This is a genomic window from Bradyrhizobium sp., from assembly GCF_030697065.1.
Taxonomy (GTDB): domain Bacteria; phylum Pseudomonadota; class Alphaproteobacteria; order Rhizobiales; family Xanthobacteraceae; genus Bradyrhizobium.
Genome location: NZ_JAUYQU010000128.1, coordinates 1 through 16,032, shown reverse-complemented (window position 1 = coordinate 16,032; position 16,032 = coordinate 1). Strand labels below are relative to the sequence as shown.

The 16,032-nt window shown below is 65.6% G+C and carries 17 protein-coding genes; 6 read left to right on the top strand and 11 right to left on the bottom strand.

What is annotated here, in order from left to right; genetic code table 11:
• Window positions 1-358: transporter substrate-binding domain-containing protein (locus tag Q8R73_RS10595; RefSeq protein ID WP_305719496.1), on the bottom strand; the 358-nt coding region annotated here is incomplete at its 3' end.
• Window positions 359-549: 191 nt separating this feature from the next.
• The gene (locus tag Q8R73_RS10590) at window positions 550-1,635 is read right to left on the bottom strand and encodes an AbrB family transcriptional regulator (protein ID WP_371126075.1); all 1,086 of its coding nucleotides are present in this window, start codon (window positions 1,633-1,635) and stop codon (window positions 550-552) included.
• Between the two features lie 216 nt (window positions 1,636-1,851).
• Between Q8R73_RS10590 and Q8R73_RS10585 the strand changes: the two genes are divergently transcribed.
• The 3 genes from Q8R73_RS10585 to Q8R73_RS10575 all read left to right on the top strand — a co-directional run bounded on the left by Q8R73_RS10585 (window position 1,852) and on the right by Q8R73_RS10575 (window position 4,007).
• Entirely contained in the window at window positions 1,852-2,325 is a 474-nt protein-coding gene (locus tag Q8R73_RS10585; RefSeq protein WP_305719495.1) for a hypothetical protein, read from the top strand.
• Between the two features lie 176 nt (window positions 2,326-2,501).
• Window positions 2,502-3,287: a sulfite exporter TauE/SafE family protein gene (locus Q8R73_RS10580; protein ID WP_305719494.1), complete on the top strand. Its 786-nt coding sequence runs from the start codon at window positions 2,502-2,504 to the stop codon at window positions 3,285-3,287.
• 45 nt (window positions 3,288-3,332) lie between these two features.
• On the top strand, window positions 3,333-4,007 hold the full coding sequence (locus Q8R73_RS10575; protein ID WP_305719493.1) for a DsbA family protein: 675 nt from the start codon (window positions 3,333-3,335) through the stop codon (window positions 4,005-4,007).
• 68 nt (window positions 4,008-4,075) lie between these two features.
• Here the strand turns inward: Q8R73_RS10575 and Q8R73_RS10570 are convergent, their stop codons facing one another.
• The 7 genes from Q8R73_RS10570 to Q8R73_RS10540 form a co-directional block, all read right to left on the bottom strand.
• Complete coding sequence (locus Q8R73_RS10570) at window positions 4,076-4,282, bottom strand: hypothetical protein (RefSeq protein ID WP_305719492.1); 207 nt, start codon at window positions 4,280-4,282, stop codon at window positions 4,076-4,078.
• 56 nt (window positions 4,283-4,338) lie between these two features.
• Window positions 4,339-5,199 carry a hypothetical protein gene (locus Q8R73_RS10565; protein WP_305719491.1) on the bottom strand — a complete coding sequence of 287 codons (861 nt, stop codon included), beginning with the start codon at window positions 5,197-5,199 and terminating at the stop codon, window positions 4,339-4,341.
• 22 nt (window positions 5,200-5,221) lie between these two features.
• Window positions 5,222-6,547: a hypothetical protein gene (locus tag Q8R73_RS10560; RefSeq protein ID WP_305719490.1), complete on the bottom strand. Its 1,326-nt coding sequence runs from the start codon at window positions 6,545-6,547 to the stop codon at window positions 5,222-5,224.
• A 105-nt stretch (window positions 6,548-6,652) separates the two neighbouring features.
• The gene (locus Q8R73_RS10555; protein ID WP_305719489.1) at window positions 6,653-7,744 is read right to left on the bottom strand and encodes a phospholipase; all 1,092 of its coding nucleotides are present in this window, start codon (window positions 7,742-7,744) and stop codon (window positions 6,653-6,655) included.
• 17 nt (window positions 7,745-7,761) lie between these two features.
• Complete coding sequence (locus tag Q8R73_RS10550) at window positions 7,762-8,733, bottom strand: S1C family serine protease (RefSeq protein ID WP_305719488.1); 972 nt, start codon at window positions 8,731-8,733, stop codon at window positions 7,762-7,764.
• Window positions 8,734-8,930: 197 nt separating this feature from the next.
• Window positions 8,931-10,445, bottom strand: a complete 1,515-nt coding sequence (locus Q8R73_RS10545; protein WP_305719487.1) for an AMP-binding protein — start codon at window positions 10,443-10,445, stop codon at window positions 8,931-8,933.
• A 145-nt stretch (window positions 10,446-10,590) separates the two neighbouring features.
• Entirely contained in the window at window positions 10,591-10,746 is a 156-nt protein-coding gene (locus tag Q8R73_RS10540; protein ID WP_305719486.1) for a hypothetical protein, read from the bottom strand.
• Between the two features lie 234 nt (window positions 10,747-10,980).
• Between Q8R73_RS10540 and Q8R73_RS10535 the strand changes: the two genes are divergently transcribed.
• From Q8R73_RS10535 to Q8R73_RS10525, 3 genes are all read left to right on the top strand, one after another.
• On the top strand, window positions 10,981-11,610 hold the full coding sequence (locus Q8R73_RS10535) for a response regulator transcription factor (RefSeq protein WP_305719497.1): 630 nt from the start codon (window positions 10,981-10,983) through the stop codon (window positions 11,608-11,610).
• A gap of 123 nt (window positions 11,611-11,733) precedes the next feature.
• Complete coding sequence (locus Q8R73_RS10530; protein WP_305719485.1) at window positions 11,734-12,108, top strand: response regulator transcription factor; 375 nt, start codon at window positions 11,734-11,736, stop codon at window positions 12,106-12,108.
• Window positions 12,109-12,201: 93 nt separating this feature from the next.
• Window positions 12,202-14,259, top strand: coding sequence for a PAS domain S-box protein (locus Q8R73_RS10525; protein WP_305719484.1), 2,058 nt, complete (start codon window positions 12,202-12,204; stop codon window positions 14,257-14,259).
• A gap of 47 nt (window positions 14,260-14,306) precedes the next feature.
• Here the strand turns inward: Q8R73_RS10525 and Q8R73_RS10520 are convergent, their stop codons facing one another.
• Window positions 14,307-14,864 (bottom strand): HNH endonuclease, encoded by a 558-nt coding sequence (locus Q8R73_RS10520; RefSeq protein WP_305719483.1) that lies wholly within the window; start codon window positions 14,862-14,864, stop codon window positions 14,307-14,309.
• A 178-nt stretch (window positions 14,865-15,042) separates the two neighbouring features.
• Entirely contained in the window at window positions 15,043-16,011 is a 969-nt protein-coding gene (locus Q8R73_RS10515) for a peptidyl-alpha-hydroxyglycine alpha-amidating lyase family protein (protein WP_305719482.1), read from the bottom strand.
• Window positions 16,012-16,032 lie beyond the last annotated feature (21 nt).

The following is a 16,032-nucleotide window of genomic DNA, read 5'->3' as shown; positions in this document are numbered from 1 at the left end:
TCATGAAGGGCGGCTCGACATAGTCGAGATATGCCGCGCGGGCGTCGTTGCGGTAGATGCCGAAGATCACATCGGCCGTGCCGTCGCGGGCCGCCGCCTGCGCCGCCTCCCACGAACCGAAGTCCTTCGACGCCACGTCCTTGACGCCGAGTCTGGCGGCGATGCCGCCGACGAAGCTGGCCGCTGCGCCGACGATCTTGCCCTTGGCCGCCCAGGCAATCGGCGGATAGGACGGATGGCCGGTGATCACCAGTGCCGCACAGTCCGGGCCGGCCTGCGCCTGCGCCGGCGCGGCAAAGCCAAGCGACCATGCGAAAATGCCCGTCAGGGCCAGCAAACTATTCCGGCGCGTGCTCATGGGATGTCGCTCCTGTGCCCGGGACGACCGAAGCCGTGCCTTGCTGGCGCAGGTTCTAGCGGGTGGTCGAACCTGCAGTGCCAGGTGTTAATCGCAGGTTAAGGAATGCGATCGATGCCGGCATCGGTGCCGATTGACCGGGGAGAAATTCGCCATGCCCGGTTTTTGCAGAATCGCAGCGCCGACCGATCTCAATCGTCGACATCATCCTGCGGCCGTCCGAACAGATGCACGATCCCCGGCGTCGTGATCGAGACGAACACGAAGCGCGACAGATGGTGCGCGCCGACGAAGATCGGGTCGATGTGCAATGTCAGCGCCAGCGCCAGCATGGCGTCCATCGCGCCCGGCGCGAACGCCACGATGATGTTGGCGATCCGCACATCGGTGGTCAGCGCGATCACCGCGATGAAGGCGGCGGAGATGACGACGGCGATGGCGAAGGATCCAAGCGCGGCATGGACATGGCTGAGCAGCGTCCTGATCTGCATCTTCGCGAACCGCGTGCCGATCACGGCGCCGATGCCGACCAGCGCCACGTTGCGCAGCCAGTCCGGCATGGCGCCCTCGATCACCCCGCTGCCGTGCAGCAGGCTCGATGCGATCATCCCGCCGAACATCCAGCTCGCCGGAAATTTCAGCAGACGCAGGATCAGCGCAGTTGCGACCGAGGCCGCGACCAGGCCGGCGAGCTCGGGCGGCGTGGCCGCCGCGGCGGCCACCATGGACGGCGACGACGAAGCCATGCCGGTCAGCGCCAGCAGCAGCGGCAGCGCGGCGGTGAGGATGATGACGCGCATCGTCTGCACCACCGCGATCGCCGCGACGTCGGCGCCCTTCTCGGCGGCCAGCATGGTGATCTGCGACAGCGCGCCGGGGCTGCCGGCCAGCAGCGCCGAGGTCTGGTCCCAGCCATGAAACCGCTGCAGGTAAAAACTGCTGCCGAAGGTCGAGCAGAACGTCGCCACTGCCAGCAGCGCGATGGTGAGGGGATAGGCGCCCATATTGTGCAGCATCTGCTGCGACACCAGCGAGCCCAGCGATATTCCGAGCAGCAGCAGCACCGACTGGGTCAGCGCCGGGGGCATGCTGAGCGGCCTGCCGGCGATCGCGGCGATGCCGACCGCGATCATGGCGCCGGAGATCAGCCCGCCCGGCAGGTTGAGAAAAAGAAACAGCGCGCCGCCAGCGATGCCGATCGCGAGCGTCTCGGCGACGTTGAGGATCTTGCCGCGGCCGGCCAGCGCCGCCGCCATCGATGTCGGGATCAGGCTCACGCCGCCTTATGGCAAATTTGGCTGGGCGCCACCACTGCGCTGCCGCGACTGCAGCAATGCGCGCCGCCAGTCCGCGCAATGTCGCGAGCCAATCCGTCTGCAAACATCCTGCACGCACCGTGCTCGCAAAACCCTGACCAACCCCTCACCTCCGCACGCTTCGGTTGCGTTAGGCTGCAGGCCTCCGATCATCATGCACCAGGGGAGAATGCAAGCATGACCATCCAGGCAAGACTAATCTGCGCGGTCGCCGTCTCGGCCTTTGCCGCGATCGCGGCGACGTCACCGGCGCAAGCCCTGACGCCGCAGGAATGCAGCGCGAAATACCAGGCTGCCAAGGCCGCCGGCATGCTCGGCGACCAGAAGTGGAGCGACTTCCGCAAGGCCCAGTGCGGCGCCGACGCCACCGCCGCGCCGGCTGCCACATCGACTGCCGCGACCGCCGCCCCGAAGGAGGCGATCGCCCGGCCGAAGCAGGAAGCCGCGGCGCCCTCGGTGCCCCAGGGTCCGGCGGTGTTTCCGTCCGCCATCGATCCGAAATATGCCAGGGAAACCGCCAGCAAGGCGCGGATGCATACATGCGCCGACCAATGGAAGGCCAACAAGGCCGCCAACACCACCGGCGGCCTGCGCTGGATCCAGAAGGGCGGCGGCTACTGGAGCGAATGCAACAAGAAGCTGAAAGCCTGAGTCGGCCGGAGCACGACGCGGCCGGTCGGGTTTGCAGCCGGCCGCGTTCAGGCGGGGAGCAGCTTTTCCGCCGATTGGGTGATCAGCGGCACCATTGCGGTTCCCATGCCGCAAGCGTAGGGATTCGGAGAAGCTCTCTCCAGGATTCCCGCCGCGGCGGCGAGGTTTTAGGCTCAATGATCTCGGATATGCAGGGCGTGCTGGGACTGGCGTCGGGCGCGCTGGTCGGCTTTTCGCTGGGGCTGGTCGGCGGCGGCGGATCGATCCTGGCGGTGCCCTTGATGGTCTATGTCGTCGGCGTGCCTGACGCCCATGTCGCGATCGGCACCAGCGCCATCGCGGTGGCCGCCAATGCCGCGGTCAACCTGTCGAACCACGCGCGCGGCGGCACGGTGGTGTGGTCCTGCGCGCTGCCATTCGCGGCGGCGGGCATCGCCGGCGCGTTCGCGGGCTCGGTTCTCGGCAAGATGATGGACGGCCAAAGGCTGCTGGCGCTGTTCGCGCTGCTGATGCTGGTGATTGCCGTGTTGATGCTGAAGACGCGGTCGCGGATCGGCCTGCCCGATGTGCAGATCACGATGGCCAACACGCCTGCCATTGTCGGCCTCGGTCTCGCGACCGGCACGCTGGCCGGATTTTTCGGCATCGGCGGCGGCTTCCTGATCGTGCCGGCGCTGATGCTGGCGACGGGAATGCCGATCATGAACGCGGTCTCCTCGTCGCTGGTGGCGGTGACGGCGTTCGGATTGACCACGGCGGCCAGCTACGCCTGGTCCGGCCTGATCGCGTGGGGTCTCGCCGGATTGTTCGTCGCCGGCGGCATCGCCGGCGGATTGGTCGGCACCCGTTCGGCGCGGCTGCTGTCGGCGCGGCGCGGCGCGCTCAACATCGTGTTCGCCGCCGTCATTATTGCGGTCGCGCTCTATATGCTGGCGCGTAACTTATCCCTATCTTGGGCGTAGGGCAGACAGGCCGGAATGCATCGGGCCGCGGCCGGGAGACTTCAGATGAGCCAATCGACCGATCGGGCCGCGGCCCAACCCTGGCCCGCGCCCACCAGGCGCCAGGCGCTTGGCGTGTTCGGGGCCGGCGCGATCATGCTCGGCGTGGGGCCGGGATCGGCGCCGGCGCAGGGCGACGAAGTGCTGACGGAAGCCCTGGTATTGCGCGATCCCGACATCCCCGTGGTCGGAAATCCCGCTGGCGACGTCACGATCGTCGAGTATTTCGATTATAATTGTCCGTACTGCCGCAAGATCGCCCCCGAACTGCTGCAGGTGGTGCAGAAAGACGGCAAGGTCCGTCTGGTGCACAAGGACTGGCCGATTCTGGGCCCGGTCTCGGTGATCGCCGCGCGGATGGTGCTGGCCAGCAAATACCAGGACAAGTTCGTCCAGGCGCACGATACCCTGATCGGCGTCACCTCGAAACTCACCGCGCCGCGCATCCGCGAACTGCTCGCCGGCGCCGGCATCGACCTCGACCGCGCCGACCGTGACCTCGCCACCCATGCCAAGGCGATCGACGCCATCATCAAGCGCAACGGCGATCAGGCCCTGGCCTTCGGCTTCAAGGGCACGCCGTCCTACATCGTCGGCAAATTCCGGGTGCCGGGCATCCTGACCGGCGAGCAGTTCGGTCAGGCGATCGCCGATGCGCGCAAGGCGGCAGCGCAGAAGTAGCGCCGGCATGCAGCAAAACGCCCCCGTCGGAGACGAGGGCGCATCGAATCGGCTGGGGATTGTTGCGGTTACTTCGAAGACAGCTTGACCCAGCCATCCTGTGCGCGCGTCTTCAGGCCGTTCCACTCGGACGCGGCGACGTCCCAGTTCACGATGGTTCGATTAACCGATGCCGCCTCTCCGTTGGCAACCGTCGAGGTCGACGATGAATCGTACACGTAGATTCCGGCGGTCAGCAGCAGCGCCCCCAAAATCATTCCAACAAACATGCGCACGGTTTTATCCTCCAATGACAGCGGACAACGTCGTCGAGGCGGGATGGTTCCCTGTTCTAGGAGCGCGTCTTCCCCGTCGGCGCAGGTGTTACCGGAGCCGTGGCAGGCGGTGTCACGGCAGCCGTGGCGGTCACGATATTGAGCGATTTCAACTCGTCCGGCTTGAAGATGAACAGCCGGTCGTGCGGAGTCTCCATGGCATGCACCCAGACCTGCAGATCGATGCCCATCTCGCCGAGATAGCGCTGGCATCGTGCGGAAATATTCTGCGCGACGCTCATCTCGTTGCGCGACAGGCCAGGCTGCGCCGAACCGAGTGCTGCGACCTGATGCACGCCGATGGCCGCCTTGTCGCCGGCGCGGCGCTCGATGCCGCCGGCAAACATCAGCGGACATGACGACGCGCAGTATTTTCCGGCCTCGACTTCCGTCGCGAATTTGCTCTCGCGAATCAGCCGTCCCATCGCCAGCGCGTCGGTCACCGAGCCGCCCGGCGAATTCAGCACCACGGTCTTGATGTAGTCGCGGCGCTTGCCGACCTCGGCGGCGAAGGCTTCCGATATGCCCGGCGTGATGGTGCCGGTCGCGATCAATTTGCCGCCGCCGACCAGTTCGAACGTCATCGGCCTGGCCAGCACGCCATCCGCCTGCGGCACCGGCGCCAGCCGCTTGTCGCCGCCCGGCAGCCATGGCGCCAGAACCGATGGCATCATGGTCGGCAGGTCAAATGCCGGTGAACTCCGCCTGACCTCGGCGGGACCGGGGATTTCCGGTCCATTCAGCCATCCCTTCATGCCGGCAAGATCGAGCGCCAGGACGGTGACCGTTACCGCCACCACGCCGCCAAAAATCCAGCGCAGCACCGATTCGTCCGGATGGTCCGACAGCCAGACCTGAAAGCGTTGCCTGAGGCTCATCGATTGCGCCATCGCCATGCGCTCACTTGGTGTGCCGCGCCGAGGACAGCGGCGTGACGTTCTCGTCCGCCAAGGAAGACGGCTCGGCTGCGGTCGCGTCCTCCACCTTGGCTTCATTCGGGACCCGCCGCCGGGCTTCCTCGACCTCGCGGGCCATTTGCAGCGCCGCGACCAGTTCGCCCGCGGTCATGTTCGATGCGCTCACGGCGGGAAGTCCTTCGCGCCGGATCGCGGCATGCACGACGCAAAGGATCAGCACCAGCACGGCCGGCATCAGGTCGATCGAGATGGCGCCGGCCCAGCTCGGGATGAAGTCACCGGCGTAGCGCAGCACGGCTTCGGCAGGCGACATGGTCTGGAACCGGATCGGTTCGACCCGCGGCGTCGCCAAGATCTTGTCGGCGGCATCCGAGAGCGACGCGGCCTGCGCCGCGATCGAGCTTTCCACCTTGCCGACCACGGCGCTCTGGCGGTCGGCCAGATCGGCATTGCGCCCGCCGGCGGCCGGCGCAATGAAGCCCGAGGACAGGGACGTCGCGGCGCGCTTCACGGCCGGCGCGACCGAGGTCTGCTGCAAATTGGCGATGATGCCCGTCAGCGCCAGCGATTCGGTGGCGAAGGCGTCGCTGCGCGCCGAAATCGGCCCGCGATCGCTGATCAGTTCGCGCATCTTGGTGAGATGCTTGCCGCCCTGTTCGAACAGGACGGAGACGCGCTTGCCCGAGGCCTGTACCTCCTGGCCGAGACTGTCGAGCTGCCCCGACATCTGGGTCAGCAACTGCACGACGGTGCCGGATCCGGCGGTGCCGGTGAGCGAACCGGCGCGCTCGGCGTCCGCCAGCCTGGCAAAACGCAATGACGCCAGCTGGATGTCCGGCAGCAGCCCCTGCGCGGCGATCGCGTTGCTGTTGGCGGTGTCCAGATCGCGGGTGTAGTTCTGCACGGTAATGCCAAGATGCTGCTGGATCGCGGCGGCGCCGGCCAGCGCCGAGGCGTTCAGCCATGACGACATCGCCACGATCATCAGCGATCCCAGCAGCATGCAGCCGAACATTAGCCAGCGCCCGGTGCGGTCCACCACATGCGGCATGAAATGCATCAGGAAAATCCAGAAAGCATAGATGCCGACCGACACCGCCACCGAATAGATCACCGCGGCAAAGAACACCGTGGTCGGGCTGCCATTGAGAAGTTCGCGAACGCCGAGATAGGTGTAGACGCCGGCCGCCACCGCGAGGATCGCGGTGGTGAGTTTCAGCGTCACTTCGAGGCGGGCGACGCCCTTCGACAGCAGCAGGGAATTGGAGGCACGCGCAGGAGAGGGCGAGGCGGCAGTTTCGGAGGGCATGGATAAAAGTTCCGCTGCGGTAATGATCTGCTCTCACCAGCGCCCCCGCTGTGTTGCTAAGCCCTTCACTCCTGAGGATAAATTCAGACGAGATTATGTCGGCGATCACCTCTCGCCGCCCAGCCACTTCAATATCTCCGCATTGATCTCGCGCGGATAGGTATGGCTGAGATCGTCGAGTTCGCGGTAGGTGACGCCGGCGCCGGCGGCCGACAGCAAATCGCGGGTCTGCCGCGCCACCTGCACCGGGAACATCCAGTCGAGCGCGCCGTGCACGAGATAGACCGGCAGGCCGCGTAATCGCTCCGCATCGGCCATCTCGGCCATCAGCGGATGGAAGGTGGCGGAAACCGGCGCGAGGTGGGTGAAGGGGGAGCTGCTTTCGAGCCCGCTGACGTAGCAGAAGGTGCCGCCGTCGCTCATTCCGGTCAGCAGCAGTCTGGCGGGGTCGATGTTCCAGCGCGCCTGCACGGATGCGAGGATGCGCGCGAGGTTGGGGGAATCGGTGTCTTCGCCCATCAGGGCCCAGGTATTCTTGTTGTTCGACGTATCGCCGGTCGCGGTCGGTGCGACCAGGATCGCGCCATGGCTGCGCGCATCGCGCAGCCAGCTCCACAGGAAGCCGCGGCCGTTGCCGCTGCCGCCATGCAGCGCCATCACCAGCGGCCAGGCGCGGTCGGGCGTGTAATACTCGGGAACATAGAGCGAAAAGCCGCCGCGGCTGCCGGGTTCGTTGTGGTCGTGAAGGATGCCGGTGCCTTCCGGCGCGGGTTCCGCCAGTCGCGCCAGCAGGCCGGCATTGTCGCGCGAGGGGGGATCGAGGAAGAAGTTGGAGACCGGCGGCAGCCGGGCGGCCAGCGGATACAGCGCCTCCTGCGCGCGCGGGGCGTGGCGCAGCGCGCGAAACACCACCATCAGGTCGCCATTGCCATTCTGCACGGCGCGCAATCCCTCGAACGCCGCCAGCGCCGCCGCACTCGCGGCCTGCAGCGGCGCGCGCAAATGCGTGAATTCCTCCGGCCAGTCCGCGAGCCGCGGTAGCGCCGCCTGCAACGCCTGGTCCGGGGCGCCCGCGGCTTCCATCACGCGGCCGAAATCCGGCGGGTTGAGGTGGCGCGCGATGAAGGAGAGCGCCTCGAGCGATTGCAGCAATGGCGGCAGCACGGCCACGATGTCGTCCACCACCGCCTCGCTCATCGCGCCTGTCCTTGCGTTCAATGCAGCCGCGGCGCCTTCAGCAGTTTCGCGCGATCGGTGGAGGTCAGCACCACGTCGAAGGTGACGCCTTCATGGTAGACGGTGAGCGGCACATCGACGCCGGCGGCGCCGAGCGACCAGAGCTTGCGGTAGAATCCGATCTGGCTCGAAATCTTTTCGCCGGCGACGGCGAGGATGACGTCGCCGGCCTTGAGTTCGGCGCGCGCCGCCGGCCCCTTGCCGGCGATGCCGACCACCACGACCCTGTTCTCGATCTCGTGGGTGTACATTCCGAGCCAGGGCCGCGCCGGCTTGTTGACGCGGCCGAATTTCTTGATGTCGTCGAGCACCGGCTTGAGCAGGTCGATCGGCACGATCATGTTGACATGCTCGGCCCTGCCGTCGCGTTCCCGCTCGAGCTGCAGCGAGCCGATGCCGATCAGCTCGCCGCGGGTCGAGATCAGGGCGGTACCGCCCCAGTTGGGATGCGCGGGATAGCTGAAGATCGCCTCGTCTAGCAGATATTCCCAGTAGCCGGCGAATTCCTGCTTGGCCACGATGTGGCTGGCGACCGATCGGGTGCGCCCGCCGGCGCCGCCGACCACGACGCGGTCGCCGACCGCGGCGGCAGCGGAAGAGCCGAGCGGCAGCGGATCGAGATCGATGCGGCCAAGCGCCTGCACGAGGCCGAAGCCGGTTTCGAAGTCGAAGCCGAGCGCATGGCCCTCCACCACGCGTCCGTCGCCGAGATGCAGCCACACCGTTTCGGCCTCGGTGATCAGATAGCCGATGGTCAGCACCAGCCCGTCGTCGATCAGCACGCCATTGCCGGCGCGCTCGGTGCCCAGGGTGTCCGCGCTGAAGGCGTCGGCCGGGATGATCGAATGCAGCCCGACCACCGCCGCCAGCGCGCGGTCGAGATCGAAGCCGTAGTCGCCTTGGCGGGGCTGGTTCGCCGGCGGCACTTTCCATTCAGTCAATGAGGGCATGGAGTTCTCCTGGCCAAACCGCCGTGCGCGCGGCGCGTGCGAAACCGATGGCGATCTTATGTCGCAAACGCCTGTCTTGAAAGTGGCGTGACGGCAAGAGCTGGTGTCAGTTCCGCCATTCATCGTAGTCGCCCCTGACCGCCGCCACCATGGCCTTCACGGCGGCGTTGAACCAGCCGCGCGGACGCTGACCTCGATCATGCCTTCGTCGAGCCGCGCGGCGGCAGGATCCGGAAGTCGCGGCCTTGTTTCAGCCAGTTTGCGCGTTCGTCGCGCAACAGCGTGCGGCGGACTTTCCCCGAATCGTCGCGCGGGCCGATGCCGACGATTTCGAAACTTTCCGGCTGCTTGTAACGGCTGAGCCGGTCCGCGAGAAACCCGCCCATGCCGTCGACGACCTTACTGGCGTCGGCCCCCTCGACCAGTTCGAGGATGGCGTGAATCCGTTGTCCGAGTTCGGGGTCGGGCAGGCCGACCACGACGCAGGAGCGCACCTCGGGGTGAGCCGTCACCGCGGCCTCCACTTCGGCCGGATAGATGTTGGCGCCGCCGCGCAGGATCATGTCGGCGAGCCGGTCGCCGAGATAGAGGTAGCCCTCGGCATCAAGTCGGCCGATGTCGCCGAGCGATTCCCAGCCGTCGGGACGGCGCGTCGGCTCGGCGCCAAGATAATGGTAGGTGCTGCCGGGACCGTCATTGGGCAGGAAATAGATCTCGCCGGTCTCGCCTGTCGCAACGTCGTTGCCGTCATCGCCGATGATGCGCAGCCGCGCGGTGTCGCCGATCTTGCCGACCGAGCCCTTGTGCGACAGCCATTCGACCCCGGAAATCACCGTCGCGCCCTGCCGCTCGGTGCCGCCGTAGAGTTCGAATATCCGCTCCGGGCCGAGCCATTCGATCCATCTCTCCTTCAGCCAGGGTGGCATCGGCGCCGCCATGTGAAACACCACCTGCAGGCTCGACAGGTCATAGCCGTTGCGCACCGCTTCCGGCAGCGCCCAGATGCGGTGCATCATTGTCGGCACGAAATTGACCCACTGTACACCGTTGGCTTCGATCACGCGCAGCGCCTCCTCGGCATCGAACTTCACGAGGCCGCTGACCCGTCCGCCCGCGAACAACGCCAGGTGCGAGGCGATGAACGGCGCGTTGTGATAGAGCGGGCCGGGATTGAGCAGCGACACGCCCTTCGGGATTCCGAGGATCGGCTCGGGCGCCGTGTCGACCACGGCCGGCTGATGATCGAGGATCACCTTGGGCCGCCCGGTCGAGCCGCCTGATGTCATCGCCTTCCAGTAGCGCGCCACCGGGCTGTCGAGCGGTTGGTCCGAAAAACCGTCCGGCGCGAAATCGGCGGGCAGCGAATTAGGCGCGTTCCAGTCGGCTTCGCCGCCGACCACCAGCGACGGCTTGAGAATCTCCAGCACCGCGGCGGCTTCGCCCCGCGGCAGTTTCCACGACAGCGATGTCGGCGTCGCGCCGCATTTCCACACCGCGAAGGTGGTCTCGAAGAAGGTATTGCCGTTGGGCAGGCCGATGGCAACGAAATCGCCCGGCTTGACACCTTTTGCCATGAAGGCGCGGGCGCGGCGGTTGGCGCCGCGTTCGAGTTGTTCCCAGCTCAGCGTGTCCGTGCCATGGCTGACCGCTACACCGTCCTGCGGCTTGCGCTCGGCATACCAGCGCGGCACGTCGGCGGTGGGAATCAGCATGGGTGTCCTCCGTTGCGCGGTCTTGCTGCCGCAGCAAAGGAAGCTTTGACCGAACAAGACCGCTGCGTCCATACAGCCGCCGGCATGCGGGTGTCATCGGCGGGCAACCTGGAGAGTCCCATGCCTGCTGCTCACGCGAAAGCCTCTAGGTGACGAATCGGACCAGCTGGGAAGCCGCTTGCTCCAGCAGATCCGGGCTGAACCACACCGCCAGTCGGGCGAGAATCGAGCGGCTGACCCGCGTGCCGATGGCGCGCGCCCGTCCGGTTGTCATCGAGAGCGTCTTGACCGCTGTCTGCATCGCCGCCTCCATCCCTCTCAGGCAGGCTTGCTGCCTGACAGCGGTAGAATGGCAAACGAACATTCGCTCCAGTATCGTGCGAACGTATTCGCAACCCACACCTTGGTTTATCCAGCCGGACCGGAGGCGGGACCAGCGTGCCTGGAGTACCATCTGGTCTCATACGTAAGTGTGGTTCAACTTGTACTGAACGGTGGTAGAGTTGAAAAAAGGGGCGAGAGCGGGAAGTCTGGGATGGGTGGCGGCGAACCCACGGTACATATCATTGACGACGACGAATCGCTGCGGCGGGCGCTCGATGGTCTGTTCCGGTCGGTCGGACTCAAGGCTCGCGGCTATGGTTCGGTGCGGGAATTCCTCGACGGCGGGATCGAGGATACGCCGGGTTGCCTGGTGCTGGATGTCCGCCTTCCCGGGTTGAGCGGCATCGATTTTCAATCGCAGCTTGGCGACCATGGTATCCACTATCCCGTCGTACTGATGACCGGGCACGGCGACATCCCGATGTCGGTCAAGGCGATGAAGGCCGGTGCGCAGGATTTTCTGGCCAAGCCCTTTCGCGACCAGGAAATGCTCGACGCGGTTGCGGCCGCGATCGAACGCGACCGTCAAACCCGCAGCAGCGAGGACGGCAAGTCGCGGGTCCAGAAGCTTTTCACGACGCTTTCGCCGCGGGAACAACAGGTGATGATGCTCGTCACCAGCGGCAAGATGAACAAGCAGGCAGCCGGCGAGCTTGGAATCAGCGAAATCACCGTGAAGATCCATCGCGGTTCCGCAATGCGGAAGATGGGCGCCAGGACGCTTGCGGATCTGGTCCGGATGGCGGATCTGCTCAAGTCGACCGCAACCAGATCCCGGTAACCGTCGATCCGCCTCCCCGATGTTCGGCCATCCCTAACACCTCGGTATGATGTCCAAGCGGCGGTCGCTGTGTCACTGATTTTCCCTTGCCGGCGGACGGTCCGACCGGTTCGGGAAAGACAATTGGCGGCTCCCCTTCTCATCTCGATCGTCGACGACGATGCCTCGCTGCGCGAGGCGCTGGTGCGTCTGGTGCGATCGGCGGGCTATGAGGCCCGCGATTTTGGATCGGCCGAGCATTTTCTCGCCTGCGGCGCCGTCGAGACCTTTGCCTGCGTCATCACCGATATCCAGATGCCCGGCCTGAGCGGCCTGGAACTGGGGCGCCTCCTGCAACAGGAAATTCCGCGAATCCCGGTGATCATGATCACGGCGCGTGCGGAGCCGAACCTGAAGGACGAAGCCCATGCCAGCGGCGCTGCCTGCTTTCTGCGCAAGCCGTTCGAGCCCAACGCGCTGATTGATTGCCTGGAGCGGCTGATCGGGCTGCCGGCCTGACGGTGCTGCGACCGTCGGCTGTCATCGCTTTCCGGATCAGGTATGGTATCTCCTCGTGGCAATGATGCCGATCTGCCGAGGACTGTCGAAGCGATGACCGGGGACCCAGAAGCGATCCTTGACCTCGCCGCTGAAAGCATCTTCACCCGTGGTCTCGACGGCCGGATCCTGACCTGGAACAAGGCGTCCGAAGAGGTCTATGGCTGGTCGAAGCAGGCAGCCATCGGCCAGCACGCGCAGGAATTTCTGAAGACCGCGTTCTCCGATCCGGCCATTGAGGCTCAGGCGCAGGCGATCGAGCACGGCGCCTGGGAAGGCGAAATCACCCGGGTTACCGAAGCGGGCAAAACCCTGCACATTCTGGCGCGATGGTCGGTGCGCTGCGGAGCCGATGGCGCCCCGCTCGACATCGTCGAGACCGGACGCGACGTGACCGCGTTGCGAACATCGGAAGCCGCCCTGCGGTACAGCGAGCACCGCTATCACAATCTGTTCGGTGCGATGGCCGCGTCGTTCTGGGAACTCGATTTTTCCGGCGTGGTGCGGATGGTCCGCGGGCTCAATCTGCCGGGGTTCGCGGAACTGCGCGCGCATCTGCGAGACCATCCGGCCTTCGTGCGCGAGATGATGCGCGCGACCCGGGTCATCGACGTCAACCAGCATACCGTCGGATTGTTCGGGGCCGCCGAAAAAGAGCAGTTGCTCGGCAATGTCGAACCGTTCTGGCCGCCTGAAAGCACGCAGGATTACGCCGAGGGCGTGCTGCAGGCGATGTCACGAAACGCGAATTACACCACGGAATGCAAGCTGCGAAAAGCCGACGGCAGCACCTTCGACGCGCTGTTCACGGCCGCCTATCCGCCGCAGACCGCCGGCAAGGGCACCGTACTGGTCGGGGTGATCGACATTACCGCCCGCAAGAAGGCATTCGCAAAGCTCGAAGAGAGCGAGAGCCGCTATCGCAGCTTGTTCTACAACATGCCGGTGTCGCTGTGGCGGATGGACTCGAGCCGGCTGATCGCGGTCCTTGCCGATCTGCGACGGCAGGGCGTCACCGATCTGGACGGTTACATGGATGCCCATCCGGGATTTCTAGCGCACACCATGAACTGCGTCGAAGTTGCCGAGGTCAATCAGTCCACGCTCGATCTGTTCGGAGCCCGCGATCTCGCCGATATGAAAATTCCGGTCGAACGCTACTGGAAATCGTCTCCGCAGACCTTCCGCAATCTGATCGTCGCGCGGTTCCGCGGCGACCAGACCTTCGAGGAGGAAACGCAGATGAATGCGCTGGACGGGCGGCCGATCGATGGCCTGTTCACCGTGGCGTTCCCGCCGGCGCTCAACGAACTCGGCATCAGCCTGAACGCGTTCGTCGACGCCACCGAGCGTGTCCGGGCGCAACAGATGCTGCAGCGGGTTCAAGCCGATTTTGCCCATGCAAGCCGGGTATCGATGCTGGGCGAATTGACGGCTTCGATCGCGCACGAGGTCAACCAGCCTCTCGCTGCGATCGCGACAAATGCGGGAGCGGGCATGCGCTGGCTCGACCGACCGGTCCCCAATGTCGACGAAGTTCGTGCTTTGACCGGGAGCATCCTCGCCGACGCCCGGCGGGCGGCCGACATCATCGCCCGCGTCCGGCGCATGGCGACCCGGCGCGACACTGGTATGGCCGAACTTTCCGTGAGCGAAATCATCGAGGAATCGCTGCGGTTTCTTTCCCACGAATTGCAGGCGAGAGGGGTGAGCGTTTCGCTCGAATTGGAGAGTGGCGCGCCGCCTGTGTGGGGCGACCGTACCCAGTTGCAGCAGGTGCTGGTCAATCTCGTGGTCAATGCGGTGCAATCGATGTCCGGGACGGGCGCGCGGCGTCCCGCGATCCGGATAGAGACGGCGCTCGCCGACCCGGCAACCCTGCATTGTTGCGTGGAGGATAGTGGCCCGGGCATCGGCGCCGACCATTTCGGCCGGCTGTTCGACAGTTTCTTCACCACCCGGCAGGACGGCATGGGAATGGGCCTGCGTATCTGCCGCTCGATCATCGAAGCGCATGGCGGGCGTATCGAGGCGGACAACGACGCCCGCATCGGCGGCGCCCGGTTTTCGTTCACGCTGCCGGTCGCGAAGGACGTTCCGCGCCGGCAATGACCGATAGCGGATCATACCAGGGTGAACCGCGGATAACCGGCGGAAGCCTACGGATCCAGTTCGGTGTCCCAGTAGAGATAATCCAGCCAGCTGTCGTGCAGATAGTTCGGCGGGAACAGTCGGCCGTTGCGGTGCAGCTGGTGCACCGTCGGGGCGAACGGCGGCTGGCGCGGAAACATCCGCGCCTGCTGCGGCGTCATGTTGCCCTTGCGCAGGTTGCACGGCGAACAGGCGGCGACGACGTTTTCCCAGGTGGTCTGGCCGCCCTTGGAGCGCGGGATGATGTGATCGAAGGTGAGATCGTCATGCGCCGAACAATACTGGCAGGCGAAGCGGTCGCGGAGGAACACGTTGAACCGGGTGAAGGCCGGATGCGTGGTCGGCTTGACGAAGGATTTCAGCGACACCACGCTCGGCAGCTGGATCTCGAAGGAGGGGCTGTGCACCGCGCGGTCGTAATGTTCGACGATATTGACGCGGTCGAGGAACACCGCCTTGATCGCGTCCTGCCACGACCAGAGCGACAGCGGGTAATAGCTGAGCGGGCGGAAATCCGCGTTCAGCACCAGCACCGGCCAACCGCCTTGCGAGACATGTGCGTTCAAGTAACGCTCCTGACCCCCATGATACTGCGAAGCAGCATGAGTTGACATACTACAGGCAGCGTGACGGGATTGTGAAGAGCATTGAGGGGCTTATCCAGCGGGTCGGAACCGCGTGAGCGGCGCCGGCGGGGCCGAAATGCGGCAAAAACCACGCTGGCGTTCCTCCGGCGGCGACGCGCTAGATCTTCTCCAGCTTCTGCAGGCAGCGCACCACGCCGACCTCCGGCGGCATCGGCGTATCCGGAAAGCTGGTCTTCCAGTCGGTGACGCCGACTTCGCCGAGATAGATGTCGCCCTTGGAGTCCAGCGCGATGCCGTGCGGCGCCAGGAACTTGCCGGTCTCGATGCCGGGGCCGTTTTCGCCGCCGAGCCGGGCGATGCGCTGGCCCCTGGCGTCGACGATGGAGAGGCGCGGGCCGAGATTGGGCACCTTGCGGTTGACCGGCATGCCCGGGCCGAGTTCGCCGATGATGAAGTTGGGGGATTTGCCGCCGCAGGCGCACAGCGCGCAGGGCCGGTGCAGATTGTTCCACTGCGTCTCGTATTTGCCGTTGCCGTCGAACACCTGGACGCGGTGGTTCTCGCGGTCGGCGACATAGACCCAGCCGTCGGCGTCGGTGACGATGTTGTGGACGATGTTGAACTGGCCGGGATCGGTGCCGGGCTCGCCCCAGGTCTTCAGCAGTTTGCCGTCCGGCGTGTATTTGTGCACGCAGGCATTGCCGTAGCCGTCCGACACGTAGATCTCGCCCTTCGGCGATAGCGCGGTGTGGGTGCAGCGGTGGAACGGCTCGCCGCTCATGAAGGGGGCGGGCTTGTTGGGAATGCCGATGGTCAGGAGCACCTTGCCGTCGGCGGAGCACTTGCGCACCGTGTGATCGCCGTCGTCGGTGCAGTAGAGATTGTCGTCGGCGTCGATGTGCAGCCCGTGGGCGCGGTTGAACAGTCCTTCGCCCCAACTGGTGATGAAATTGCCCTTGCTGTCGAGCACCACCATCGGATGGGCGCCGCGGTTGAACACGTAGACGCGGTCCTTGCTGTCGACCGCGACGGAGGCAACGTCGGTCAGGCTCCAGCCATCCGGCAGCTTCGCAAAATTCTCCACCACGCGGTAGCGATGCTCGCCCGAACCGAGAATGGTTGGCATGAGCGATTCCCTCCTTCTTAT

What these genes read in the sequence shown, in the direction of transcription:
- Q8R73_RS10585 (WP_305719495.1), top strand. Translation starts at nt 1,852, where the DNA reads ATGACCATCCAGGCAAGACTAATCTGCGCGGTCGCCGTCTCGGCCTTT.
- Q8R73_RS10580 (WP_305719494.1), top strand. Translation starts at nt 2,502, where the DNA reads ATGATCTCGGATATGCAGGGCGTGCTGGGACTGGCGTCGGGCGCGCTG.
- Q8R73_RS10575 (WP_305719493.1), top strand. Translation starts at nt 3,333, where the DNA reads ATGAGCCAATCGACCGATCGGGCCGCGGCCCAACCCTGGCCCGCGCCC.
- Q8R73_RS10565 (WP_305719491.1), bottom strand. Translation starts at nt 5,199, where the DNA reads ATGAGCCTCAGGCAACGCTTTCAGGTCTGGCTGTCGGACCATCCGGAC.
- Q8R73_RS10560 (WP_305719490.1), bottom strand. Translation starts at nt 6,547, where the DNA reads ATGCCCTCCGAAACTGCCGCCTCGCCCTCTCCTGCGCGTGCCTCCAAT.
- Q8R73_RS10555 (WP_305719489.1), bottom strand. Translation starts at nt 7,744, where the DNA reads ATGAGCGAGGCGGTGGTGGACGACATCGTGGCCGTGCTGCCGCCATTG.
- Q8R73_RS10550 (WP_305719488.1), bottom strand. Translation starts at nt 8,733, where the DNA reads ATGCCCTCATTGACTGAATGGAAAGTGCCGCCGGCGAACCAGCCCCGC.
- Q8R73_RS10545 (WP_305719487.1), bottom strand. Translation starts at nt 10,445, where the DNA reads ATGCTGATTCCCACCGCCGACGTGCCGCGCTGGTATGCCGAGCGCAAG.
- Q8R73_RS10540 (WP_305719486.1), bottom strand. Translation starts at nt 10,746, where the DNA reads ATGCAGACAGCGGTCAAGACGCTCTCGATGACAACCGGACGGGCGCGC.
- Q8R73_RS10535 (WP_305719497.1), top strand. Translation starts at nt 10,981, where the DNA reads ATGGGTGGCGGCGAACCCACGGTACATATCATTGACGACGACGAATCG.
- Q8R73_RS10525 (WP_305719484.1), top strand. Translation starts at nt 12,202, where the DNA reads ATGACCGGGGACCCAGAAGCGATCCTTGACCTCGCCGCTGAAAGCATC.
- Q8R73_RS10515 (WP_305719482.1), bottom strand. Translation starts at nt 16,011, where the DNA reads ATGCCAACCATTCTCGGTTCGGGCGAGCATCGCTACCGCGTGGTGGAG.